Origin of the sequence: Sulfitobacter sp. TMED3 (assembly GCF_002167505.1) — a bacterium.
Classification (GTDB): Bacteria; Pseudomonadota; Alphaproteobacteria; order Rhodobacterales; family Rhodobacteraceae; genus Sulfitobacter; species Sulfitobacter pontiacus.
The window spans coordinates 68,881-94,856 of record NZ_NHBI01000022.1 but is presented as its reverse complement, the minus strand read 5'-3'; the positions used below and the strand labels follow the sequence as shown (position 1 = coordinate 94,856).

General features: G+C 62.0%; 16 protein-coding genes and 2 pseudogenes. 14 read left to right on the top strand and 4 right to left on the bottom strand.

All coding sequences use genetic code 11. The annotated features are described in order from the left end of the window. Window position 1: 1 nt before the first annotated feature. Entirely contained in the window at window positions 2–457 is a 456-nt protein-coding gene (locus tag CBB63_RS06530) for a nucleoside deaminase (RefSeq protein WP_286698562.1), read from the bottom strand. A 64-nt stretch (window positions 458–521) separates the two neighbouring features. Between CBB63_RS06530 and CBB63_RS06525 the strand changes: the two genes are divergently transcribed. The 8 genes and pseudogenes from CBB63_RS06525 (at window position 522) to dtd (ending at window position 9,012) form a co-directional block, all read left to right on the top strand. Then, window positions 522–1,529, top strand: a complete 1,008-nt coding sequence (locus tag CBB63_RS06525) for a pseudouridine synthase (protein WP_286698561.1) — start codon at window positions 522–524, stop codon at window positions 1,527–1,529. A gap of 331 nt (window positions 1,530–1,860) precedes the next feature. Beyond that, the gene (locus CBB63_RS06515; protein ID WP_286698560.1) at window positions 1,861–2,748 is read left to right on the top strand and encodes a 5-bromo-4-chloroindolyl phosphate hydrolysis family protein; all 888 of its coding nucleotides are present in this window, start codon (window positions 1,861–1,863) and stop codon (window positions 2,746–2,748) included. Between the two features lie 36 nt (window positions 2,749–2,784). After that, window positions 2,785–3,960 carry a toxic anion resistance protein gene (locus CBB63_RS06510; RefSeq protein ID WP_286698559.1) on the top strand — a complete coding sequence of 392 codons (1,176 nt, stop codon included), beginning with the start codon at window positions 2,785–2,787 and terminating at the stop codon, window positions 3,958–3,960. Between the two features lie 26 nt (window positions 3,961–3,986). Further along, window positions 3,987–4,946, top strand: coding sequence for a DUF2927 domain-containing protein (locus tag CBB63_RS06505; RefSeq protein WP_286698558.1), 960 nt, complete (start codon window positions 3,987–3,989; stop codon window positions 4,944–4,946). Between the two features lie 33 nt (window positions 4,947–4,979). Continuing rightward, entirely contained in the window at window positions 4,980–6,098 is a 1,119-nt protein-coding gene (locus CBB63_RS06500; RefSeq protein WP_286698557.1) for an SPFH domain-containing protein, read from the top strand. Between the two features lie 663 nt (window positions 6,099–6,761). After that, window positions 6,762–7,892, top strand: coding sequence for a TFIIB-type zinc ribbon-containing protein (locus tag CBB63_RS06490; protein WP_286698555.1), 1,131 nt, complete (start codon window positions 6,762–6,764; stop codon window positions 7,890–7,892). Next, window positions 7,889–8,563, top strand: coding sequence for a nitroreductase family protein (locus tag CBB63_RS06485; protein ID WP_286698554.1), 675 nt, complete (start codon window positions 7,889–7,891; stop codon window positions 8,561–8,563). The genes CBB63_RS06490 and CBB63_RS06485 overlap by 4 nt, the downstream gene beginning before the upstream one ends. Before the next feature lies 1 nt (window position 8,564). Then, window positions 8,565–9,012: pseudogene (gene dtd / locus CBB63_RS06480) on the top strand (D-aminoacyl-tRNA deacylase). A gap of 61 nt (window positions 9,013–9,073) precedes the next feature. Here the strand turns inward: dtd and CBB63_RS06475 are convergent. The 3 genes from CBB63_RS06475 to CBB63_RS06460 form a co-directional block, all read right to left on the bottom strand. After that, window positions 9,074–10,264, bottom strand: coding sequence for an HlyD family type I secretion periplasmic adaptor subunit (locus tag CBB63_RS06475; RefSeq protein WP_286698553.1), 1,191 nt, complete (start codon window positions 10,262–10,264; stop codon window positions 9,074–9,076). Further along, window positions 10,261–12,483, bottom strand: coding sequence for an ATP-binding cassette domain-containing protein (locus CBB63_RS06470; protein WP_286698552.1), 2,223 nt, complete (start codon window positions 12,481–12,483; stop codon window positions 10,261–10,263). The genes CBB63_RS06475 and CBB63_RS06470 overlap by 4 nt, the downstream gene beginning before the upstream one ends. Window positions 12,484–13,923: 1,440 nt before the next feature. Further along, window positions 13,924–17,397, bottom strand: a complete 3,474-nt coding sequence (locus CBB63_RS06460; RefSeq protein ID WP_286698550.1) for an Ig-like domain-containing protein — start codon at window positions 17,395–17,397, stop codon at window positions 13,924–13,926. Between the two features lie 367 nt (window positions 17,398–17,764). Between CBB63_RS06460 and CBB63_RS06455 the strand changes: the two genes are divergently transcribed. From CBB63_RS06455 to CBB63_RS06430, 6 genes and pseudogenes are all read left to right on the top strand, one after another. After that, on the top strand, window positions 17,765–19,759 hold the full coding sequence (locus tag CBB63_RS06455; protein ID WP_286698549.1) for a CocE/NonD family hydrolase: 1,995 nt from the start codon (window positions 17,765–17,767) through the stop codon (window positions 19,757–19,759). 132 nt (window positions 19,760–19,891) lie between these two features. Further along, the gene (locus tag CBB63_RS06450; protein ID WP_005852249.1) at window positions 19,892–21,496 is read left to right on the top strand and encodes an ABC transporter substrate-binding protein; all 1,605 of its coding nucleotides are present in this window, start codon (window positions 19,892–19,894) and stop codon (window positions 21,494–21,496) included. Window positions 21,497–21,510: 14 nt separating this feature from the next. Next, window positions 21,511–22,467 (top strand): ABC transporter permease, encoded by a 957-nt coding sequence (locus tag CBB63_RS06445; protein WP_005852247.1) that lies wholly within the window; start codon window positions 21,511–21,513, stop codon window positions 22,465–22,467. 133 nt (window positions 22,468–22,600) lie between these two features. Continuing rightward, a complete protein-coding gene (locus CBB63_RS06440) occupies window positions 22,601–23,416 on the top strand; it encodes an ABC transporter permease (protein ID WP_009826461.1) in 816 nt (271 codons plus the stop codon). Next, window positions 23,413–25,047 (top strand): annotated as a pseudogene (locus CBB63_RS06435) (ABC transporter ATP-binding protein); the annotation flags it as partial. The gene CBB63_RS06440 and the pseudogene CBB63_RS06435, both read left to right, overlap by 4 nt. A 72-nt stretch (window positions 25,048–25,119) precedes the next feature. Then, window positions 25,120–25,956 carry an alkaline phosphatase family protein gene (locus CBB63_RS06430; RefSeq protein WP_286698635.1) on the top strand — a complete coding sequence of 279 codons (837 nt, stop codon included), beginning with the start codon at window positions 25,120–25,122 and terminating at the stop codon, window positions 25,954–25,956. Window positions 25,957–25,976 lie beyond the last annotated feature (20 nt).

The window sequence follows — 25,976 nt, the reverse complement described above, 5'->3', positions numbered from 1 at the left end:
TCTATCCTTTTCGTTTCTCTGCAAAAAACGCCTTTAGCAGGAGTTCGCTTTCGGGCGCTGCGATGGCGTCATAAACGTCGGGGGCGTGGTGACATTGCGCGTGGGAAAACACCCGCGCCCCCTGCGCCACACCGCCAGACTTGGGGTCTGACGCGCCGTAGTACAAGCGTGCCACCCGCGCGGCAGAGATCGCGGCGGCACACATGGCGCAGGGTTCCAGCGTCACATAAAGCGCATGCCCGCCCAGCCTTTCGGACCCCGCCGCCGCACAGGCAGCACGGATCGCCAGCACCTCGGCATGGGCGGTGGGATCGTTCAGCTCGCGCGTCCGGTTGCCCGCCTGCGCGACGACCTGTCCGTCGGGCGCCACGATGACCGCGCCCACGGGCACTTCACCACGGGCAGCGGCGGCGCGGGCCTCTTCCAGCGCTTGGGACATATAGGACGTAAAGCTCATACACCTCTCTTGCCCGCAAACGCCGCCCTTTCGCAAGCGCGGGAAACAGGGTAAGCGCTGAAGGATGAGCGCAGATACACCCTCCCAGCCCCCGAAATCCGGCACCCCTCCCGGTGACCGCATTGCCAAAGTCCTGTCCCGTGCCGGCATCGCCAGTCGCCGCGAGGCCGAACGCATGATCGAGGCCGGTCGCGTGCGCGTCAACGGTGCGCAGATCGATTCGCCTGCGTTGAACGTGACGCCCTCGGACGCGATCACCGTCGACGGCAAACCGGTGGGCGAGCCCGAACCACCCCGCGTCTGGCTGTTCCACAAGCCCACGGGGCTGGTCACCACCAACCGCGACGAAAAGGGCCGCGGCACGATCTTTGACGATCTGCCCGAAGACATGCCCCGCGTCATGAGCATCGGTCGTCTTGATCTCAACTCCGAAGGGTTGCTGCTGCTCACCAATGATGGCGAGGTCANGCGCCGCCTCGAACTGCCCTCGAACGGCTGGCTGCGCCGNTACCGCGTGCGCGTNAATGGCCGCCCCACCGACGATATGCTNGAACCGCTGCGCAAGGGCATCACCGTNGATGGCGAGGATTTTCAGCCGATGACGGTCACGCTGGACCGGCAACAAGGGGCGAACGCCTGGCTGACCGTCGGGCTGCGCGAAGGCAAGAACCGCGAGATCCGCCGCGCGATGGAGGCGGTGAACCTGTCGGTGAACCGGCTGATCCGCACCAGCTATGGCCCGTTCCAGCTTGGCGAGCTGAAAACCGGCGAGGTCGAGGAGCTCAAGCGCAANGTGGTCCGNGACCAGCTGGGCCTCGAGATTGCCGATACCACCGGCACCGCGGTCAAGAAAAAGCCCGCGCGCATCATCAAGCGCAAGGCCCGCAAACCCGGAGAGCCGGGCCCNGGTCGCCCCGGNCTGCCCAAGGAACCNGGTGACAAGACCGCGACAGGCAAGACCATCCCCGGCAAGCCCAAGCCCGGCTATGGCAAGTCCAAGCCCGCACGCCCCGCGTCCGACCCCGCGCCGCGCAAGTTCGGCACCCGCGTAAAATCCACCCGTAAACCCTGATTTCTGTGGGTTTACGGCCCTTTGGCCGCTACTTTTGCGTGCGTGACCCTAGCGGGTGGCGGGCACTGCGACTATATGTCGTGCAAAGGAAGGTCCGATGGGTCGATTGCTTGTCTTTGTCGCCACGCTGGCGCTGATTGTTGCGTTTGTCGCCGTTTTGGTGACAATCATCGCNAGGATTCTGGACGCGGGCCGTCGTGCATCGACACCAGCGCATGGACAGGAGGTTTATCGCCCCATGGCACCGACACCGTTTCAGAAAATCACCTATGCCGCGCTTGTTGTCTTGCTGTTCGGTGTCTCTACCGGCTGGCTCGGGGGGCTTTGATCCATGGCGCAGCGCTTTGGCGGTAAATACAGCAATCATGACACGAACGGCAGCACGCCGCCTCCGCAGGGCACCCGTGCCAAACGGATAGAGGTCGACCCCGCAAGCGGGCGGGCCAAAATCTTGTTCATCCCCGCCATTCCGCTTGTGTTCATGTCGTTGAACGACGGGGCGCAGGGGCTTGCATTGGGGCTGCTGGCGGCGGCGACGCTGACCGGTGCCGCATGGATGCTGCGCGAGGGGCTGAAAGCCGAAGCCGCCTATACCGCGCGCAAGGTTGCCGAACGNCCCGCCCTGCCGCGCAAGATCATCGCCAGCCTTCTGACCGGTGCCGGCGTGGCGCTTGCNGCCTATAAGAATGACCCCGGACTGGCGGCCCCTGTGCTTTATGCGCTGGCCGCGATGGGGCTGCATGTGTCGGCCTTTGGCATCGATCCGCTGACATCCAAAGGGATGGAGGGCGTGGACAGCTTCCAGAAAGACCGCGTNGCCCGTGTCGTGGACGAGGCGGAAAAACACCTTNCCGCNATGAACACCGCCATTGCACGCGCGGGCGATCGCAAGGCGCGCGACCGGCTGGCGCNGTTTCAGGACACCGCNCGCACNCTGATCCGCACNGTGCAGGATGATCCGCGTGATCTGACCGGTGCGCGTAAATACCTGTCGGTCTATCTGCTGGGCGCGCGTGACGCGACAATCAAGTTTGCGGATATCTACGCCAGCACCGGCGATGCGCAGGCACGCGCCGATTATCTGGCTTTGCTNGATGATCTGGACAAAAACTTTGCCGCGCGCACCCAAAAATCGCTATTGGAAGACAAGACCGACCTGAACATCGAAATCGACGTGCTGCGCGAGCGGCTTTCCCGAGAAGGCGTGCGTCTCGACTGACGCGCCCCGCCCCAAGAGCATAGGAATACTTGAAACATGTCTGATACCGTTCGTGACAAAGCGACCCAATCCGTAGCGNTGGTGGAAGAGGTCAACGCGCAGATCCTGCCCGACCCCGCCCCTGCGGATGCCGTCGTCTCGCTTGAGAAAGCCGATGCGCCACAATCGGCAGAGATCAAAAGCCGCATGGCAGAGATCGACATGGGCGACACGCAGTCGATCATCGGTTTCGGGTCCGGCGCTCAGGCCGAGCTGCAGGAGATCAGTCAGGCGATGTTGCAGGACGTGCGCAACAAGGATGTGGGCCCTGCCGGTGACAGCCTGCGCACGATCGTNACAACCATCCGCGGCTTTTCCGTGTCCGAGCTGGACGTGCGCCGTGANCGCAGCTGGTGGGANCGCCTTTTGGGCCGCGCGGCCCCCTTTGCCAAATTCACCGCCAAGTTCGAAAAGNTACAGGGTCAGATCGACCGCGTCACGGACGAGCTGCTGACCCANGAACATACCCTGCTCAAGGATATCAAATCCCTTGATATGCTGTACGAAAAGACGCTGCAGTTCTATGATGAGCTCGCGCTTTATATCGCCGCNGGCGAGGCCAAGCTGGCAGAGNTNGACGCGACCACAATCCCCGCCAAACAGGCAGAGGTCGACGCCGCACCAGAGGCGGATCAGGTCATGGTCGCNCAGGAACTGCGCGACATCCGCGCCGCGCGGGACGATCTGGAACGCCGTGTGCATGACCTGAAACTGACCCGTCAGGTGACGATGCAATCGCTCCCCTCGATCCGCTTGGTGCAGGAAAACGACAAGTCGCTGGTGACCAAGATCAACTCGACCCTCGTGAACACCGTGCCGCTGTGGGAAACCCAGCTGGCGCAGGCGGTCACCATCCAGCGCAGCGTCGAAGCCGCCGCCGCCGTGCGTGACGCCAATGACCTGACGAACGAGCTGCTGACCTCTAACGCGCAGAACCTGCGCGAAAGCAACAAGGTNATCCGGACCGAGATGGAACGCGGCGTCTTCGACATCGAGGCCGTCAAACAGGCCAATGCCGACCTGATCGGGACCATTCAGGAATCGCTGCAGATCGCCGACGAAGGCAAGGCGCGCCGTGCCTCTGCCGAGAAAGACCTGCAAGAGATGGAGGCCAATCTGCGCGACACGCTGGCCTCTGCCAAAGCGGCCAAGCCCGCGTCCCCTGCGGCATAACCCCGTCACAACCTGGAGCGCGCGATATGGTATGGCAACGGTTGGGGCGAACAGGATGGATCGGCACGGCGGCTGTGGTCGCCGCGCTGGCCGCCTGCACCCCGCAGCCCCCTGTNGAACCGACGCTGAAACCCATCGCGCGCCCCGACACNCCGCCGGCCCCGCCCCCCGTGGTGGCCAAGCCNACGTCGCAAAAAAGCGCCAAGCTGCGCAGCTATTTCAACCAGGTNCAGCAGGCCCAGTTGAGCCANGGNTTGCTGCGCCGGGATGGTGGNGGGCAGGACACGCCCTTTACCGCCGACATGCTGGTGCGCAACTTTGAACAGATCGCTTTTTACAACGAATATAACGCCACCCTGACCGGACGCGGCGATAAGACCCCCATGCGCCGCTGGGAACGCCCCGTCCGGATGGAGGTCGTCTTTGGCGACAGCGTTCCCCCGTCCGAGCGNGACCGCGATGCGGCCTCGATCCGCGACTATGCCACCCGCCTCGCCGCCACGACGCAGCATTCCATCACCGTGGGCGGCAAGCCGAACTTTATGGTGATCATCGCGGGCGAGGATGACCGCCCCGCCGCCCTNGCCCAAGCCGCCGAACGCATCCCCGGTGTGACCGCCGAAAGCCTTGCCGCGCTCAGCGATCTGCGCCGCGATACCTATTGCATCGTCGCCGCCTATGCCGGTGGCGCGGACCCCAGCACCTATACCGCTGCCGTCGCCGTCATCCGTGCCGAGAACCCCTCGCTTATGCGGCTGTCGTGCATCCATGAAGAACTTGCGCAGGGCCTTGGCCTTGCCAACGACAGCCCCACCGCACGCCCGTCGATCTTTAATGATGACGATGAATTCGCGCTGCTCACCCGTCACGACGAGCTGCTGCTGAAAATGCTCTATGANCCGCGCTTGCACGCCGGCATGACCGCCGAAGAGGCAACCCCCGTGGCCCGCAAGATCGCGTTCGAACTGATCGGCGGGCCCGTTTAACCCGCCACCGACCTCCCCCGAAAGGACCAAGACATGGGTATTCTCGATTTTCTCTCTGGCCAATTCATCGACGTTATCCATTGGACGGACGACACCCGCGACACGATGGTGTCCCGGTTCGAGCGCGAAGGCCACGAGATCAAATACGGGGCCAAGCTGACGGTCCGCGAAGGGCAAGCGGCGGTCTTTGTCCACGAAGGTCAACTGGCCGATGTGTTCACGCCCGGCCTTTATATGCTTGAAACCAACAACATGCCGATCATGACATCGCTGCAGCATTGGGATCACGGCTTCAAAAGCCCCTTCAAATCCGAGATCTATTTCGTCAACACCACCCGTTTCAACGATCTGAAATGGGGCACCAAGAACCCGATCATCGTGCGCGACCCCGAGTTCGGCCCCGTGCGCCTGCGTTCATATGGTACCTACTCTGTCAAAGTGTCGGANCCCGCGCGGTTCCTGACCGAAATCGTNGGCACCGATGGTGAATTCACCATGGACGAGATCAGCTATCAGATCCGCAATATCATCGTGCAGGAATTCTCGCGCAGCATCGCGCTGTCCAATATTCCGGTCATGGATATGGCCGCCAACACCCGTGANCTNGGCAAACTGGTGAGCACCGAAATCTCGGCCACCATTGCAGAATACGGGCTGACCATCCCCGAACTTTATATCGAAAACATCTCGCTCCCCCCCGCCGTGGAGGAGGTGATGGACAAACGGTCGTCGATGGGGGTGATCGGGGATTTGAACAAGTTCACGCAGTTCCAGGCGGCAGAGGCATTGGGCCGCGAGGGCGCCGCCGGCGCAGCAATGCAGACCGGTCTGGGNGCCGGATTGGGCATGCAGATGGGCCAGGCCGCNGCCGCGCAGGCAGGCCCGTGGGGCCCGCGCCCCGCGGCTGCGGCCCCCGCTGCACAGACGCCCCCGCCCCCGCCGCANCCTGAAAAGGTCTGGCATCTNGCAGAGAACGGCCAGACCAAGGGCCCGTTTTCAAAGGCCGCATTGGGCCGCATGGCCACGGATGGCGGGNTNACCCGCGANACCTATGTCTGGACCCCCGGTCAGGATGGCTGGCTGAAAGCAGACGATGTGGCCGAGCTGGCGCAGCTCTTTACCGTGCTGCCGCCCCCGCCGCCNCCTGCGTAAGGCTCTGTGAAACTTGGAACGGGCAAGGCGCGTGTCTAGGCTATGACCCCGCGCCGTCGCCCCTTGCTGCCCCACCGTCGGACCCTGATGAAGCTTTTGCATTGGGGCATGGTGCCGCTGTTTATCTGGTTCCTGCTGGTGCAGCCGGCGGATGTGGCGCGGATCGGGCCTGCGGCGGTGCGGTTCCATTCGGTCATGGGCTTGGTCTTTGTCAGCGCGGCCCTGCTGTGGTGGGTGTCNTACATGCAGCGCGGCCTGCTGGGGCGCCCCGGCCCCAAGCTTCGGGGCTGGGCCCGTTGGCTGCATCCGGNGCTGCANAAGACNNTGATCTGGGGTATCTTTGGCGTCGCNCTNACAGGGCTGCTGATCGGGGTGACNTCNACCGTGCAGCTTTGGGCCGGNGGGATNGTCCCGATTGCCGTGCCCCTTGATATGCCGCGCGCCAACGACCTCGTCGGGCTGATNCACAGCATCGAATTCTACNCTCTTGCAGGCATCGCGCTGGCCCATGCCGCATTTCACATCTGGCGTCACCTTCGCCTGCNCGACAACGCCCTGCGCATCATGGCCCCTAAAGTGCTNCACCGTTTTTTGTGACCCTGCTCTGGCGGCAGGGGGCGCACTGCCCTATGTCTGGGGCAGGCCTGACCAAAGGACAGCTCTATGCCCGCCAGCACCGGCTTTGACGACCCCGACCTGCCCCCCACACCGACCGAGGAACACCGGTTCCCCTGTGANACCTGCGGGTCCGATCTGCGGTTTGATCCCGAAAGATATCTGCTGGTCTGCGACCACTGCGGCAATACCGAAGANATTTCNGGCACGCGCGGCCTGCATANCCCNATCGCCGAGCTGGATTTCCAGGCCGCACTGGCCAGCGCTCTCCCCCAATCGCAGATGGANGATACACGGGTCACAACCTGCCCCAACTGCGCCGCACAGGTAGAGTTCGCCCCCGGCAAACACGCCACCGAATGTCCGTTCTGCGCGACCCCTGTGGTGATCGATACCGGNGTGAACCGCCANATCAAACCCCGCGCCGTGCTGCCCTTTGGCCTGACCGANNATACNGCACGCGATGCCATGACCGACTGGNTGGGCAGCCTGTGGTTTGCCCCCAATGGCCTGCAGGAATACGCGCGCAAGGGCCGCAAGATGCAAGGCATCTATGTGCCCTACTGGACCTATGACGCCGACACGCGCTCCAGCTATTCGGGCGAAAGGGGCACGGTCTATTACGTCACCCAGACCGTCATGCGCGACGGCAANCGNGTGCAGCANCAGGTGCCGAAAATCCGCTGGCGGGCGACCTCGGGTCGGGTGGCGCGGTTCTTTGATGATGTGCTGGTGCTGGCGTCGAAATCGCTCCCCAAAAGGTTCACCGATGCGCTGGCCCCGTGGGATCTGGCGGCCCTTGAACCCTATGCCCCGGAATACCTNGCCGGGTTTCGCGCCGAAGCCTATGCGGTGACGCTTGATGAAGGCTATGCACAGGCACGCGAGGTGATGGACGCGATGATCCAGCGCGATGTGCGTTTTGATATCGGCGGCGACCGTCAGCGCATCCACAATATCCAGACGCAGGTCAGCGATGTGACATTCAAACATATCCTGCTGCCGGTCTGGCTGGCAGCTTACAAGTACCGCGGCAAGACCTATCGTTTTGTGGTCAACGGCCGCACAGGCAGCGTACAGGGCGAACGCCCCTATTCCGCTGTGAAAATCACCTTTGCCGTGATCCTTGGCCTGATTGTCGCCGGGGTCGTTGGCTATTTTATGGCGCTCCANAAATGACNCAGATCGATACATTCACCGACATCCTGCGCGCGCGTTCTTCGTGCCGCGCCTTTCGCCCCGATCCGGTCGACGACGCGATCATCACCCGTATCGTNGACGCNGCGCGCCACGTGCCGTCGTGGTGNAATGCGCAGCCTTGGCAGCTGACCGTCACCAAAGGGGCCGCGACCGNCCGCTTCCGCGACGCNTTGGCGCTAGAGATTGCNAANGGCACNCCCCCCGCCCCCGATCTGGACTGGCCGNCCTCTTACAGCGGCGTCTACGGCGACCGGCGGCGGACCTGCGGGTTCCAGCTNTATGACGCCGTCGGGNTCGAGAAATCGGANCATGCGGGCCGCATGGCGCAGATGATGCGGAACTATGCCTTGTTTGACGCGCCCCATGTGGCGATCGTGACCTCCCCTGCTGAGCTTGGGGCCTACGGGGCGATGGACAGCGGCGGCTTTGTCACGGCCTTTACCCTGGCGGCTACGGCGCTTGGNGTGGCCACCATCGCCCAGGCCGCCATCGCTGCCTATGCGCCCACCGTGCGACAGCATTTCGANCTGCCGCAAGACCGCCTGATCCTTTGCGCGATTTCCTTTGGCTATGCGGATGACGCGGCACCGATCAACCGGTTCCGCACGCANCGGGCCACCCCTGAAGACATCATCGATTGGAAATCCTGATATGCGCGCACTNCTACAACGCGTCAGCAACGCCTCCGTCACTGTCGACGGCCAGATCATCGGTCANATCGAACACGGGCTGCTGATCTTCGTCTGCGCCATGCCCGACGATACACATGCGACCGCGCAGANGACTGGCACAAAAGATCGCCAAGCTGCGTCTGTTCAAGGATGATGCTGGCAAAATGAACCGCAGCCTGCCGGATACGGGCGGCAGCGCGCTGATTGTCAGCCAGTTCACCCTTGCCGCCGATACCTCCCGCGGGACCCGCCCCGGTTTCTCGCGCGCCGCCAAGCCCGATCAGGCCAAAACGCTATACGAAGATTTCNTCNCCTGCGTCGACGCCCTNGGCATTCATGTCCAAACCGGTTCATTCGGNGCCGATATGTCCGTCGCGCTCACCAACGACGGCCCCGTCACCCTCTGGCTCGACACAGAAAACCCCTGATCTTCCAAATGGANNAAAANTCCTCGGGGGGTCNGGGGGGCAGACAGCCCCCTTGNCNCGCCTACGGCTCCCGAAACGCCTCTTTGGACTTGTAAAGCGGCTTCAACAGATACTGCAAAACCGTCTTTGATCCTGTGTGCAACTCCACGCTTGCCTGCATGCCGGGTCGGATCTGCAAAGACGCCTGCCGCGGGGTGAGGTGTTCTGTGTCCACCTGCAACGTGACCTTATAGTGCGGATCCCCATCCGGCGCGCGGGATCGTTCGTCCTTGAACGTATCGGCCGAGATCAATTTGACCGTGCCCTTCAACGTGCCGTAAATCGTATAGTCATAGGCCGACAGCTTGACCGTCGCCTCTTGCCCGGGGCGCACGCCGGCGATGTCTTCGGGCTTGACGCGGGCCTCGACGAAAAGCTCTTCGTCCAACGGGATGATCTGCAAAATCTCCTCGCCCGGTCGTACGACGCCGCCGATGGTGGTCACGCTCAGGTTGTTGACGATGCCGCGCAGGGGGCTGACCAGGACGGTGCGGTTCAACTGGTCCGTGCTCGCCTTGAGGTTCTGTTTCAGCGTCGCCAGTTCTTTGAGCACATCGGAATATTCCTGCGCACGCTCCAGTTCTGTGCCGGTGACGATCTCGTCCAGCTTGATCCGCGCATCCGCATGGGTCTTGCGCGCGCGCGTCACCTCGATCAGCGAAACGATCTTTTTCTTGAGCATATTCTCAAGCAGCTCACGCTCTTTCAACGCCTCGGTCAGCACCCGCCCCGCCCCTTCGGAGCGCGAGACAAAGTCCGATTGCCGCGCTTTCAGCAATGCCCGCTCAGAGGCGACGATATCGGGCGTGCGCGTGGCATAGGCGTCGGGCACTTCAAAGTCGTACTGTCCGGCCAGCTCTGCCTCCAGGCGCAGACGGCGTATTTCAAAGGCGCTGATCTGGTCGCGCAGGTCGTCCACTGCGGATTGGAACTGGGTGCCATGCAGACGGGCCAACACGTCGCCCTTCTCCACATGATCGCCCTCGCCCACGGCGAGTTCTGCCAGAATACCACCTTCAAGGTTCTGGATGATCTGGGGTCGCGAGCTGGAAATCATCGATCCTTCGGCACGCACGATTTCATCGACCCATGCAAAGGCAGCCCACAGCAGGAAGACCAGCACCGACGCGCCGCAAAGCCAGATCACCATGGACGGTCCGCGCATCTGCCCCGTCATCTGCGCGCCCAGTGGCGTGGTGCTGAGACTGCTCATGCGACGTGCCCCTTCTGTCCCGCCAGATGGGCAAGCACTTTTTCCTTGGGCCCGTCGATGGTCATGCGGCCATCCTGCAGCACCAGCGTGCGTTCGGTCAGCGCAAGGATCGGGGCGCGGTGGGTTGCGATGATCGCGGTGCGCCCCGCCATCCAGCTTTGCAACCGCGAGACCAGCGTTGCCTCCAACCTTTGGTCCAACGCGGCTGTGGGTTCGTCCAGCAGGCAGATCGCCGGATCCTGCAACCACAGGCGCGCCCAGCCGATGGATTGACGCTGCCCGATGGACAGGCCCGCGCCCGCGTCCTTGATCTCTAGGTCCAGCCCCTTGTGGTGGTTGCGCACGAACGGCCCCAGCCCTGCGAAATCAAGGGCTGCGTGAAGGCGGTCGTCGTCGCGTTCCAGCATGGTGAGGTTCAGGTTGTCGCGCAGCGTGCCCGAGAACAGGCGCACGTCCTGTCCCAGATAGCCGATCAGCCGGCGCAGGTCGCGCGGCTCGATCTGGCCCAGCTCTGTGCCGTCCACCAGAATGCGCCCTTCGGTCGGGGCATAAAGCCCGCTGAGCATCTTCAGCAGTGTCGATTTGCCCGATCCATTGGCCCCCAGCACGGCGACATGCTGCCCCGGCTGGATCAACATGGCTTTGATGTCCACCGTCGGTGCGCCGTCATCTTCGTAGCGGAAGATCACNTCGCGCAGNTCGAACTGGCCTTTCAGCTTTTCACGGCGCAGATAGGTGCGCNCCTCTGCGGTGTCCTGCGGCGCGGCGACAATCGCGTCNAGCCCGTCAAGCGCGCCTTTGACATTGCCCCACCGCGCCATCGTGCCCGACAGCTGCGTCAGCGGCCCCAGCGTCCGGCCCGTCAGGATACCGACCGCGATGATCGACCCCACGGTAAATTCCCCCGCAAACACCAGATAGGTGCCCACGATGACCGCCGCGACATAGGTGGCCTGCTGGACCCCTTGGCTCCAGAACGTGAGGAAGGACGCGAGCTTGCGTTGTTCTGACGATTTGACGGACGACAGGGTGTTCAGCTCGGTCCACAGGCGCAGCACGCGGTCCTCTGCNCTTTGGGTCTTGACCGTATCAAGCTCGAATATCGCCTCGTGCAGCAGCCGCGAGGATTTGGTCGACGCGCCTTGGGTCTCCTGCGTCAGTTGGATCGCTTTCTTTTGCAGAAAGAACCCCGGCACAAGCATCAGGATACCGCCAAGCACCAGCACCCAGACGACATTCCCCGCNATGCTGGCCACGAGGAAGAGGAACACGAAGATAAAGGGNATATCCGCGATCGTGCCAATGGTCGACGCGGTAAAGAATTCACGCACCGACCCGAATTCNCGCATCGCGGAAAACAGCTGGTTCGGGGCTTGGCCGCGCGTGTCGGACCGCATCCCCAGCANCCGGCGCATCAGGATGTCCTGCACCGACAGCTCNATCTGCCGCCCTGCCCCATCCATCAGACGCGCCCGCGCCATCTTNAGGAAAGCTTCCATCAGCAACGCGAGCCCCGCACCGGCGGCGAGCACCCAAAGCGTCGCTTCGGACTGATGCGGGATCACGCGGTCATAGACCTGCAAGGAAAACAGCGCCACAGCGACGGCCAGCAGGTTGGCCACNAANGACCCCGTCGCGACCTCTATCAGCTGGCGNCGAAAGCGCGGAAACTGCCCCCAGAACCAATGCGCAGGCGCGCCATCGGTCTTATGGGTTTCGGCCACCGTTTTCAGGGAGGCTTCGGCCCGCAGNATCAGCCCCGCAAAGAAGGGTTTGAANTCGCTGATCGGCACCATCGCGCGATTGTCGGTGCANGTNGTGTCATACANGATCAGATCGCCACGCTGCTGCCCCATGACAAGCAAGACCTGCCCCGAGGTCATATAGGCCAGCGCAGGCCACATATCTTTCGATATCCCCCGCGCCCGGCTGACTTGTGTCACCAGCCCNGCGCTTTCCATCCCGCGGGCCAGTGCTTCGGCCTCTNCCTGCGGATCATTGCCCTGCAAGGGGGCCGTGGCGACGATNTCAAAGATGTCGCGTGGCGCGGTGGTGACGCCCAGCANTCCGGCATAGGTCGCGGCCAGTTTGGNCCGCGCCATCAGACGGTCTTCGGGGCGGTTGGCGTTCTCTGCCTTGGGCCGGGCTGCATCCGCCGCCGCCATCCGACCCTGATTGCCGTTGGTGATTGTCAGCGTAAAGGTCGGCTTCTGGGTCAAATCGCGCTCCCGTCCGCCAACACGCCCTGTATCTGCGCCATCTCGATCTTCAGACGNACGGCCTCGTACTTGAGGCTGATCTGCGACTGCTGCTGANGCGAATAGGTNTCGTAGACGCCGACNACATCCATGACCTGACGCTGACCGGCGTCATATTGTTCCTGAAACAGGTCAAGGTTGCGTTTGGCCTGTGCCGCAAGGGTCGCGGCCTCGGTGGCCTGACGAGTCTTGGCGGCAAGCTGTTTCTCCAGACGGCGCAGCGCGCGGTTGGCATCCTCGACCGATTGCCGGACCTTGCGGGTCGCGGTTTCCTCGGCCATGGCCGANGCATCAAGCGAGGCTTTNGTGCCCAGACCCAGNAGCTGATCCGATTCAAGGNTCAGCCCTGCGCCGCCCCCTTCACCGATGGTCGCACCCGCCGACAGCCCCGGCAGCAATCCGGCGCGTTCCACCTTGGCGGCGGCGATGGCGCGGGTCTTTTCGGCCTCGGCACGCACCACGGACAAAGGCGCACCGGCAAAGCTGTTCACGGGCACTTCGGGCAAGCCGTGCAGCGTATCCAGCGGGCGGATCGACATGGCGTTCAGCTCGGACATNGACGTGGCTTCGCGTTCGACGGAGGCATCAAGCGTGGCGCGGATCTCAAGGAGNTTCTGGCGCAGGATCGTCAGGTCGGACACATCGGACACGCCGCCTTTGACCCGTTCCTGCATCACCCATTCGAAATGCGTCATATCCTTAAGCGCGACACGGTTCAGCGCGGCGGTATCGCGCGCCTCGATCGCATTGGTGTAGAGCTTCAGCGCGGTCGCCACGCGGTCGTTCGTATCTTGCGCCAGCGACACGGCAGCGACCTCGACATCGGCCACGGCAAAGGCGCGTTCACCCGCTCGGCGGCCATTGTCAAACAGCACCTGATCCACCACCAGATTGGCCGCCAGCGACCCCAAGGATGTCAAGCTGACCTGCGGCCCGATCTTGGGCAACCAGTTCTTGCTGGCGGCTTCCGAGCGGAGGGTGGCGGCGCGCAGCTCTGCCTCGGCGGTACGGCTGTTGGCGGCCAGCACGGCAGAGGCCACCTGATCCGACACGGTGTCATCGGGCAGAACAGAAGACCGCAGCGCCAGACCCTGGATGATCTGGCTGTCTGCGGTGATTTTTTCGGCGTAGGTGGGTTTGATCGCCTGCGAGGCATCGGGGGTGCGGAACCGGGTAACGATGTCAGATTGCATCAGGTCACCGGGCATCATGCCGCTGCCGAAATCCGACATGCAGCCGGATAGGGCCAGCGCTGCTGCGCACATGCCCCCTGCCCGTTTTACACTCTGCCTCATTATCCTGCCCTTAACGTGCCGGTTTTTTTATTCTGGAAACGCCTGCGGTCGTTGCCGCCTGCGTGTGCCAACCGCGCCCCCTTGGACAGAGGGCGCGGTGCAATCTTTAGACGATGACGTTGATATCGTTGTCGATCATCAGCGTGGCTTCGTCGCCCAGAGTATAAATGTCATAGGTTTGATCCCCACGCACCTCTGAACCGCCACGTACCGCGCCTGTGATCGTCACGGTGTCGTCGTTATGCCCGTCGATGATCAGCTCGTTCGTGTTGCTCGACAGGTTGACCAGCGCGGTTTCCGTGATCGTGAGATGTGCCTCTTCGGCGAACTGCAGATCAACGGTTTCGATGTTGTAGTTTCCCAGGTTCGGGTTGGTCAGGCTCAACTGCGTGTTCGCCGCTTCATCATCCAGCGCCAGATACGTCCCGGAAAAGTTTCCCGCAGCGTCAGTGGCCGTGACAATCAGGTCGGACCCGTCTGGCACATTGCTTTCGAACTGGAAGTTCCGCTCGCCAATGGCGTCGATGTCAAAGCTGGTGGATTCCACTTCCGAGATGGAGCGGTCTACGTTCACCTGATGCACCTCAAGCGTATCGGGGCTGATCTCGGTCGAGATGCCACGGATACCGTCGCCGTCGCGGGTATAGGACGCGATGACGGGGCCTTCGGGCGCATAGGTATCGATTGCGAGCGTGTCGGTGATCGACGCGATGTTGCCCACATGGTCCGTGGCGGTGACAGAGATGTCGGCGTCATAGGTGCCCTGACGGATTTCCGAAGGCGGGATCGTGACCGACCAGTTGCCAGCACCGTCCACAAACGCGGTGTAGTTGGTGCCGTCAAAGTTGACCACAACGCTAGATCCCGCCTCGACTTGACCGTTCAGATCAATGCCCGTCTGGGCTTCGCGTGCGCTGACCACAGCGTCGCTGCCGCCCGCTTGGTTCATGTCGAGCGGATCCACGACCGTGTCGATCAGCACCGCGTGGCTTGCCGTGGCAGAGTTGCCCGCGGCATCCGTTGCCTTGACCGAAACGGTGGTGTTGATCGTGCCCTCGGGCACTTGACCTGGCGCAAAGGTGACGGACCAGTTGCCATTCGCATCCACCGCGCCGTTCACCGATGCCGCGCCAAGCGACACGACCACGGACGAGCCGATTTCAGAGGTGCCGGTGACCAGAACGCCGCCATTCGCCAGACGCTCTGCCCCGCTCACGATGTCATCGCCTTCGACGGTGTTCAGCGACAGGTTGTCGACGCGCGTGTCCACGCGCACGCTGTCAGAGGCGCTGCGGCTGTTGCCCGCCGCGTCGGTCGTGGTTGCGGTGATGTCGGCGGTATAGACGCCTTGGGCGACCTCGCCCGCGGCGTAATAGGCGGTCCACTGACCGTTGCCATTTGCCACAACCGTATGGGTGACACCTGCCAGCGTGACCTGCACAACGGCGCCCGCATCGGCGGTGCCCGAGATGGCCACACCGTCGCTTGCCTCGGCCGCGTTCACCACGTCGTCGCCCTCAACGGGCAGCGGGCTGATGGTCAGCGAACCGGCTTCGGTATCGACTGAAACAGACTGCGATACGCTGTCGACGTTACCTGCCGCGTCGGTGGCGGTGGCGGTCATTGTGCTGGTGTAGGTGCCTGCGGGGATGTCGCTGGGTGCGAAGCTGACGGTCCATGTGCCGTCCGCCGCAACCGTGGCCACACGCGACACCTGGCCAAGCTGGACCATAACAGTCGAGCCGGGTTCAACCGTGCCGGTCATCACGATGCCCTGCGCCGCCTCTGCCGCGTTCACGACCCCGTCGCTGCCGCCGGTCTGGCCAGTGAAGGCAAGGTTGTTGACCAAAGTATCGACATCGACTTGGCCGGTTGCGGTGGCCGTGTTGCCCGCCGCATCGGTCGCGACTGCGGTCACTGTCGCCGTTGTCTCGCCCGTCGGGATTTCGGAGGCCGCGAAATCTGCGGACCAGTTGCCGTTTGCGTCAACCACCGCGTCACGGGTCACCCCCCCAAAGGTGACCTGAACGGTCGACCCGGGCTGCGATGTGCCGGTCAGCGTCACGCCGTCGCCACGCTCTGCCGCGTTGATCACGCCGTCAACTTCGACAGTATCCGCNGCNATCGCGACTTCAGAGACGGTATCGACGACCAGCTGCTCNGTCGAGGTGGAGCTGTTGCCGAAAGCGTCGGTGGTCACGATGGTGNCATCGCTGACGTANTCGCCTTCGGGCAAGGTGCCCGCCTGCCATGTCGCGGACCATGTGCCGTTGTCGCCCACAGTTGCGGTGCGGGTGATGCCACCGATGGTCAGCTGCACAGTTGAACCGGGCTCACCCGTGCCGTTCAGGGTGACACCGTTGCCAAANGATGCGGCATTATAGCTGTCGCCCACGGATTGNGTGCCCGATGTNACAGCGACGGTCGGTGCGATGGTATCNACCACCAGCGTTTCGGTGGTGGTGGAGGTATTGCCGTATTGATCGGTGGTCTTGATCAGCACCTCTGTCTCGTATTCNCCCCCCTGCAGCGTGCCGGGTTCGAATGTGACGGACCATGTGCCGTCTTCGCCGACGGTGGTGCTGCGNGTGACATCCGCGACGGTCACGTCAACGGTCGCGCCCGCTTCACCGTTCCCGGTCAGCGTGACGCCATTCGCAAAGGANTCACCGTTAAAGAAGTCGCCGACACTCTGCGTGCCTTCGGACATGGTGACCGTGGGGGCTGTGGTGTCGATGACNAAGCTCGGCCCGTCAAGCACGATCTCATTGCCGTCCGTGGTCACGACGACCTCGGCTTCATAGGTGCCGTCGTCGGGGAAGTTATCGCCTTCGAACACGGCTTCGAATGTGCCGTCGTCNCCAACTGTNGTTGTGACTTCTTTATCGCCGATGGTGACCACGACNTCNGANCCGGGCTCGCCGCCGCCAGTGACAACGACCTGCTCTACCGCGCCGTCGCCGCCGACCGTGCCGGTTGCGTCGGGNTCATTCACGAACGGAGGTGCGACCGAAGGGCTGCCGCCATTGCCNCCNCCNCCGCCGCCACNGATGACNGCNGCNCCNCCGACAACCGCCGCACCGGCTGCTGCCGCGGCACCACCACCGCCAACGACGCCGCCCAGCAAGGGCGCTGCCAACATCGACACTTCGTCGTCACCCGCGCCCGGCATGACACCGCCCGGNACAGACGCCACATCGCTGCGGCCCAGATAGATCAGATCGTCAGAGGGGCTCCATTTGCCCCACTGCTCGGTCGGNCCGTATTGCGCATAAAGCCCGCCNCCTTCGGCCTCGACGAATGCGACTTCGTTCAGATAGCCATCTGACGAAATGAACAGGCGGTTCGCGGCACCGGTTTCGTTAAAGTAATTCTCGATGGTGATGACCGACCCGTCATTCAGCGTNAGCACAAGATCGTTGCCCGANCGCTGNTGCGATTGNAAATCGGTCTGACGNAGGTTCAGCGAGATTTCCTGACCTGATGTCGCTTGGATAACATGGAAGTTTGCGTTTTCCGCAACCGTGCCACGCTGCAATGCGCCCGCTTGATCGCGAACGACGAAATCTATCGTCTTCATAATATCTGCTCCACCTCGGTGCGCATTCTGCGCGCGACACCTGAGAAATTTTATGACCGCCAACGCGTTGATCGCATCGTGCAGCCGCCTGATTATGTCCGTCGTAAAAAACGAAACGTATTATTGAGGCAGAAGGTAGCCGCTTAGACACATAAAAGCCAAGGTTAAAGTGGAACGCCACATTCTTGCCTTATTTCAACAGTGCAACACGGCCACAGTTTCNACTANTGCGGGAAAGCGTTAATAATAGTTAACGTTGCCAGATAATTAACCACCTCATTTCACTCAGGAAAAATCCCCATGGGTGCCACACCGCAAGCCCGTGCAAACGGTTGACAATACTGGGCTCCCCCCTGACCTTTGCGGCATGGATACCGCCCAGAACACCCCGCTATCACTGATCGAAGACCCCGACATGGGCATCACCCTCTCGGATGGATGCCGGCTTTCCGCTCGAGTCTGGCGGCCTGAAAATTCCGATACCGCNCCNGTGCCCGTGATTCTGGAATACCTNCCCTACCGCAAACGNGACGGCACCACCGCACGGGATGCGCTGACCCACCCTTGGTTTGCCGAACGCGGATATGCCTGCGTGCGGGTCGATATGCGNGGCAATGGCGANAGCTATGGCGTGATGGAGGATGAATACACNCCNCANGAACAGGCCGACTGNATAGAGGTGATCAACTGGCTTGCCGCGCAACCNTGGTGCAGNGGGACGGTGGGCATGATGGGCATCAGCTGGGGCGGNTTTAACGGGCTGCAGGTCGCNGCCCATGCGCCAGAGCCGCTTAAGGCGGTGATAACGCTATGTTCCACCGTCGACCGCTTTGCCGATGACATCCACTANAAGGGCGGGTGCCTGTTGAACGAGAACCTTGGCTGGGGGGCGACGATGTGGGCCTATTCCAGCCGCGCGCCCGATCCCGCCTTGCGCCCNGACTGGCGCGAAATGTGGCTGGAGCGGCTAGAGGCAGAACCGTTTCTNCCCGCGCTTTGGCTGCGCCACCAATCACGCGACGCCTATTGGAAGCAAGGGTCGGTGATCGAGGAGTATAGCGCGCTCAAGGCCAAAGTGCTGGCGATTGGCGGCTGGGGCGATTCCTACAAGAACGCGGTCCCGCAGTTGGTTGAAGCCTTGCCCGGTGCNAAGGGGATCGTTGGNCCNTGGGTGCATAAATACCCGCATTTCGCCATCCCNGAACCCCGTATCGGCTTTCTGCAAGAGGCGCTGCGCTGGTGGGATNGGTGGCTCAAGGGGATCGACACGGGCGTCGANGNCGANCCCGATTATCGNGCNTATCTGATGGACGGCATGCGCCCNGCCACGTGGACNCATGAACGCCCCGGCCGCTGGATCACCGAACCCACAGGCGCGACATCGCATCTGCCCGTCAAGACGTTGCATCTGACGGATGAGGGCCTGCAAGACACCGCGGCCCCGCTGGACCGCAGCGTCGCCTCCCCCGCGCATTGCGGCGCGGATGGCGGGGAATATTGTGCGATCTGGCTTGGCCCCGAAATGCCCGGCGACCAGAGGCAGGACGATGCGCTATCGGTCTGTTTTGACAGTGGCCCCTTGACGCAGCAGATGGATATCCTTGGCGCGCCACGTCTGCGTCTGCGTCTGGCCTGCGACAAACCACAGGGCCAGATCGCGGTGCGGTTGAACCATATCCACCCTGATGGGGCCTCGGCCCGGATTACCTACGGCGTGCTGAACCTGTCCCATCGCGACAGCGCCGAAAATCCGCAGGCGATGGCGCCCGGTGCCATGACCGACATCACGCTGGACCTTGACCACATCGCCTATCGCATCCCCAAGGGGCACCGGCTGCGGGTGTCGATCTCTACCGCCTATTGGCCCCTGCTCTGGCCTGCGCCCGAAGCGGCAGAGGTCACGCTGTCGTCCGGCCAGATCGACCTGCCGCAACGCCCGACCAGCGGCGGGGACGAATACAGCTTTGCCCCGCCCACCTCTGCCGCCCCGTGGGAGACAGAGACCCTGCGCCCCGAAAACCACATTCGCCGCCAAGAGATCGACCGCGTCACCGGCATCGTCTCTCTGATCATCGAGGATGACTTCGGCAAGCTGCGCGATGCCGATCACGGGCTGATCGCGGGCTCTGTCGCGCGGGAGGTGTGGCGCATTCACCCCGACGATCCGCTGTCCGCAAAAGGCACCTGTCACTGGACCGAAGAGCTGGAGCGGGACGACATCATCCTGCGCACAGAAACCCGGTCGCAGATGTGGTCGGACGCGACCCATTTTCATCTGACGGCCCGTCTTGAAGCGTACGAAAACGACAAATTGATCTATGAACGCGACGTGACGGAAGACATTAAGCGACACTTTATGTAACAAACTCGTCACATGGCCGCCGGTATTACCACTTGCGACACGGGCCGAAATGCTTAACGTTGTGCCACCAGTCAATAAAAAAACCTGCGCACCAATGCGCAGAAGTATCACCTAAAACAGGGAGTTCTCATCATGGATGATCAACTGAAACATATGACCGGCCAAGTGGCCAAGGGCACTATGACACGCCGCGAATTCGTCGGGCGTGCCGCTGCTTTGGGCGTAACGGCCGCCGTCGCCAACTCGATGCTGGCGAACCACGCGCAGGCCGCAGCCCACGAAGCACCGATTCGCGGTGGCACACTGAAAATCGGGTCGTCGGGCGGTGAATCCACCAACACGCTTGATCCTGCGCTGACCGCCTCCGAAGTGCCGCTGAACAACCTGCGCCACCTGTACGAAAGCCTTGTAGAGGTCGATCCCAACGGGGAAATCGAAAACCGCATGGCCGAAAGCTACGAGGCCTCGGCCGATGCGAAAACCTGGGCGTTCAAGATCCGCAAGGGCATCCAGTTCCACAACGGCAAGGAAATGACACCCGAAGACGTGCTGAAAACCATGCAGCGCCATTCGGATGAAAACAGCCAATCCGGTGCCTTGGGCATCATGCGCGGTATCGAGAACATGAAGGTCGATGGCGACAACTTCATCGTTGAACTGGGCGTCGGCAACGCTGACCTTCCCTACCTGCTGGCCGACTACCACCTGATGATCCAGCCCGATGGCGGCATGGACAACCCCGGCGCGGGCATCGGCACCGGCCCTTACACGCTGGAAGTTGACGAGCCCGGCGTGCGCCACGGCTTCAAGCGCAACGAAAACTACTGGGACGCCGACAACCGCGGCCACACCGATTATAACGAAGTGCTGGTGCTGAACGATGCCACCGCACGGACGGCGGCGCTGCAGTCGGGTCAGGTCAACATGATCAACCGCGTTGATCCCAAGGTTGCCGCCCTGCTGGACCGCGCGCCCAACCTGACGGTGAAATCCGTTGCCGGTCGGGGCCACTATGTGTTTATCGCCCATGTCGACACCGCACCGTTCGACAACAACGACCTGCGTCTGGCGCTGAAATATGCGATCAACCGCGAGGAAATGGTCGACAAGATCCTGCGCGGCTACGGCACCATCGGGAACGATATGCCGATCAACGCCTCTTATCCGCTGTTCGATGAATCGATCCCGCAGCGTGAACATTCCATCGAGAAGGCGAAAGAGCATTACGCCGCCTCCGGTCACGATGGCAGCCCGATCATCCTGCGCGTTGCAGACGGTGCCTTCCCCGGTGCGGTCGATGCGGCATCCCTGTTCCAGGAATCCGCCAAAGCCGCCGGTATCCCGCTTGAGATCAAACGCGAGCCGAACGATGGCTACTGGTCCGAGGTCTGGAACAAACAGCCGTTCTGCGCCTCTTACTGGGGTGGCCGTCCGGTACAGGACCAGATGTATTCGACCGCCTATCTGTCGACCGCGGACTGGAACGACACCCGCTGGAAACGCCCCGAGTTCGACGAGATGCTGCTGTCGGCCCGCGCCGAACTGGACGAGGCCAAGCGCAAAGAGACCTACTCCAAGATGGGTCAGATGATCCGCGACGAAGGCGGGTTGATCCTGCCGATGTTCAACGACTTTGTGGATGGTGTTGCCAACAATGTCGGCGGCTGGGTCGAAGATCCCAACGCGGAACTGTCCAACAACAAAGCCGGGATCAAATGCTGGGTCAAAGACGCATAAGGTAAACCCAGCTTATGCATCCCATCGTCAAACTGATCGCCCAACGCTTAGCGTTGGGCCTTCTTCTCCTTTTTGCCGCGTCGATCCTGATCTTCGTAGGCACCTCGATTTTGCCCGGCGACGTGGCACAATCCATCCTAGGTCAATCCGCCACGCCCGAAGCGCTTGCGAACCTGCGCCGAGAGCTAGGCATGAACGATCCCGCCATGACCCGCTATTTCGCCTGGCTGGGCGGCGTGCTTCAAGGAGACTTGGGCACCGCGCTGACCAATGGCCGCGACATCGCAGAAAGCCTTGGCGGGCGTCTGAAGAACACGCTTTTCCTCGCCTTCTGGGCAGCTGCAATCTCTGTGCCGCTGGCGATCTTTCTGGGCCTGCTGGCCGTGCGCTACAAAGACCGCTGGCCCGACAAGCTGATTTCGGCCGTCACGCTGACCACGATTTCCATCCCGGAATTCATGATCGGCTATGTGCTGATCTATTGGGTGGCGATCAAATGGCGGCTGTTTCCGTCGGTGGCGATCATCAACGACAGCATGAGCCTCGGGGCCAAGCTGAACGCGATTGCCATTCCGGTGATGGTGCTGACGCTGGTCGTATTGGCGCATATGATGCGCATGACCCGCGCCGCGATCCTGAACGTGATGCAATCGGCCTATATCGAAACAGCCGAGCTTAAAGGCTTGGGCATGCTGAAGATTATCCGCAAGCACGCCTTCCCCAACGCCATCGCCCCGATCGTCAATGTGGTGATGCTGAACCTCGCCTATCTGGTCGTCGGCGTCGTGGTGGTAGAGGTCGTCTTTGCCTATCCCGGCATGGGGCAATATCTGGTCGATCACGTCAGCAAGCGCGACGTGCCCGTGGTGCAAGCCTGCGGTCTGATCTTTGCCGCCGTTTATATCGGGTTGAACCTTGTGGCCGACATCGTGTCGATCCTTGCCAACCCGCGCCTGAGGCATCCCAAATGAGCGCCGCGCATCTCCCCCCGAGGCAATGCGCGACGCACGGGGCCGCAGTTCAGCTTCGCATCAACGCGACCCCCTGCCGCAGGCCCGTATCGCCACCTGACGTTGACCCATTCATTTGTTTGGGAGCGAACCCATGAAAAACATTCCAATCTCCGCCATGATCGGCCTGTTCTTTACCAGCGTCTATTTCATCATGGCCGTCTTTGCCCCTTGGCTCGCCCCCTATGGCATGGCTGAAATCGTCGGCGACGTGTGGGAGCCTTCGTCGTCGGAGTTCCTGCTGGGTACCGACAGCATCGGGCGTGATCTGCTGTCGCGTATGATCTACGGTGGGCGCACCACGATCTTTATCGCCACTGCAGCCACCATCCTCAGCTTTACGCTGGGGTCCATTCTGGGCTTCTTCGCAGCCGTCTCCGGCGGTTGGGTGGACCAAGCCATTTCGCGCTTTGTCGATCTGATCATGTCGATCCCGTCGCTGATCTTTGCGCTTGTCGTGCTGTCGGTGATGCCGACCACCGTGCCGATCCTGATTATCCTGATGGGTCTGCTGGACAGCACCCGTGTCTACCGTCTGGCGCGCGCCGTGGCCGTGGACATCACCGTGATGGACTATGTCGAGGCCGCCCGCCTGCGCGGCGAGAAGATCGGCTGGATCATTTTCCGTGAAACCCTGCCGAACGCGCTGTCGCCGCTGATTGCCGAGATGGGTTTGCGGTTTATCTTTGCGGTGCTCTTTGTGTCGACGCTGTCGTTTCTGGGTCTGGGCGTACAGCCGCCTCAAGCTGACTGGGGCGGTATCGTGAAAGAGAATAAGGAAGGCATCAACTATGGTATTCAGGCGGCGCTCTATCCGGCCTATGCCATCGCCACGCTTTGCATCTCTATCAACCTTGTTGCGGACTGGATTTTGAACCGCACCACATCGCTGAAAGGGGGCCGCGGATGACCGAGCCACTTCTCAAGGTACGCGGCCTGAAAATCGGCGCGACCGCCTATCCGCCCGGCGAAAAGCCGATTGATATCAAAATCGTGCACGGTGTCGACTTTGATCTGCAACCCGGCAAGGTGCTGGGGCTGATCGGGGAATCCGGCGCGGGCAAATCCACCATCGGGCTGGCCGCGATGGCCTATGGCCGCGGCGGGGTAGAGATCACCGGCGGCGAGGTTTGGGTCAACGGGCGCGACATCCTCAAGGAGCGTCTGCGCGCCGTGCGCCGCCTGCGCGGCGCCGAGGTGACCTATGTCTCGCAATCCGCGGCGGCGTCTTTCAACCCCGCGAAAAAGATCATGGATCAGGTGACCGAAGCCGCGATCTATCAGAAAAAGTTTACCAAGGCCGAGGCCGAGGAACGCGCGGTTGANCTGTTCCGCAAGCTTGGTCTGCCGGACCCTGAAACCATCGGTAACCGCTACCCGCACCAGGTGTCTGGCGGGCAGTTGCAGCGCTGCATGACCGCGCTGGCACTGTGTCCGCAGCCCGATCTGGTGGTCTTTGACGAACCCACCACGGCACTGGATGTGACCACGCAGATCGACGTGCTGGCCGCCATCAAAGAAGCCATCGCCGCCACCGGCGTTGCCGCGCTCTATATCACCCATGACCTCGCGGTTGTGGCNCAGGTCAGCGATCATATTATGGTGCTGCAACAAGGGGATATGGTCGAATACGGCACCGTTGANCAGATCATCAACGCNCCCAAGGAAGACTACACCAANGCGCTGGTTTCNGTCCGGTCGATCCGCCACGAGGAAAANACGCCGACNGATACCCCTGTTCTACGGGTCGAAAACGTCACCGCCCGCTATGCCGGCACGGATTTTGACGTNCTCAAGAAGATCAACGTCGATATTCACCCGGGCCAGACATTGGCTGTCGTGGGGGAATCCGGCTCGGGCAAATCCACGCTGGCCCGCGTGATCACNGGCCTGCTGCCCCCAAGCGACGGGACGATCACCTTTGACGGGCGCGAGCTTGCCCCCGCCCTGGCGCAACGCCCCATCGAAGACCTGCGCGAGATGCAGATGATCTACCAGATGGCCGATACCGCGATGAACCCGCGCCAGACCGTGGGCACCATCATCGGNCGCCCGCTCGAGTTTTATTTCGGGCTGAAAGGCAAGGCAAAGCAGAAGCGCATTCAGGAACTGCTGGACGAGATCGAATTGGGCGACGGGTTTCAGGACCGCTATCCNGCAGAGCTGTCGGGCGGGCAGAAACAACGTGTCTGCATCGCCCGTGCGCTGGCCGCCAAGCCCAAGCTGATCATCTGCGACGAGGTGACAAGCGCGCTTGACCCGCTGGTGGCAGATGGCATCCTCAAGCTGCTGTTGAACCTGCAAAAGATCGAGGATGTCGCCTATCTGTTCATCACCCACGATCTGGCGACGGTAAAAGCCATCGCNGACAGTATCGCTGTGATGTATCAGGGCGAAGTNGTGCGGTATGGCACCAAAAGTCAGGTNCTGTCACCGCCCTTTGACGATTATACCGACCTGCTGCTGAGCTCTGTCCCCGAGATGAAGATCGGCTGGCTGGAAGAAACCATCGCACATCGCAAAATGGAAAGTGCTGGCAATTANGCCTGTGGGCAACGNNGCGGNTTGTATCGGACAAATACAAGNNCTGTGGCCCGCCGAAGAGGTATCGACATGAAGAACAAGCTGCTTTTGATCATCCTCGACGGTGTGCCCTACCGCAATTTCCGTCGGCTGTTCGGCAATCTGGAAGGCTGGGTCGANAGTGGCGAGGCGCGGGTCTGGACNCAGCGTGCGGTGCTGCCGTCGATCTCTGCCTCCTGCTATGCCTCGATACACACGGGTGTGGCACCGGCTGAACATGGCTGTACCGGCAACGGCAATGTGTTCCGGNTAAAGCACAAGGATGTCTTCGCCCAGACCCGTGCGGCGGGCGGCGTNACAGGGGCCGTGGCCCATTCTTTCTGGTCGCAATTCTTCAACCGCCACCCCTTCGACTATGTGCGCGANGTGGAATANGANGAACCCGANAGCGACACGATCAACCACGGGCGGTTTCACACGATGACCGGCTACGGGCTGGTGAACCAGATGACCCCTTCGGATGTGGATCTGTTTGGCTCTCTCACCAATCTGGCGCTGCGGTTCGGGCTGAACTACGGGATGNTGCACACCTGCACGCTNGACAGCATGGGGCATCGNTTNTTCCACGACTGTCAGGAAATGGACCACGCCTGCGCCGTCATGGACGAGATGCTGGCCCCCTTCATCCCGAAATGGCGCGCCNTGGGGTATGAGGTGATCGTCACAGCNGATCACGGGCAGGACGAACGCGGNCANCACGGCGGACGCAGTGCNTTNCAGCAGGAAACCGCGCTGTATTACTTTGGCGATGCCGAAGGGCCGTCCGAAGATACGGTGATCGACCAGCTGCAGCTCGCGCCGACGATCCTTGGCCGTCTGGGTGCGCCNGTNGCNGATACNATGAAGGCNCAGTCTTTCNTGAAATGATGCCGTTTCTTAGCCCGTGC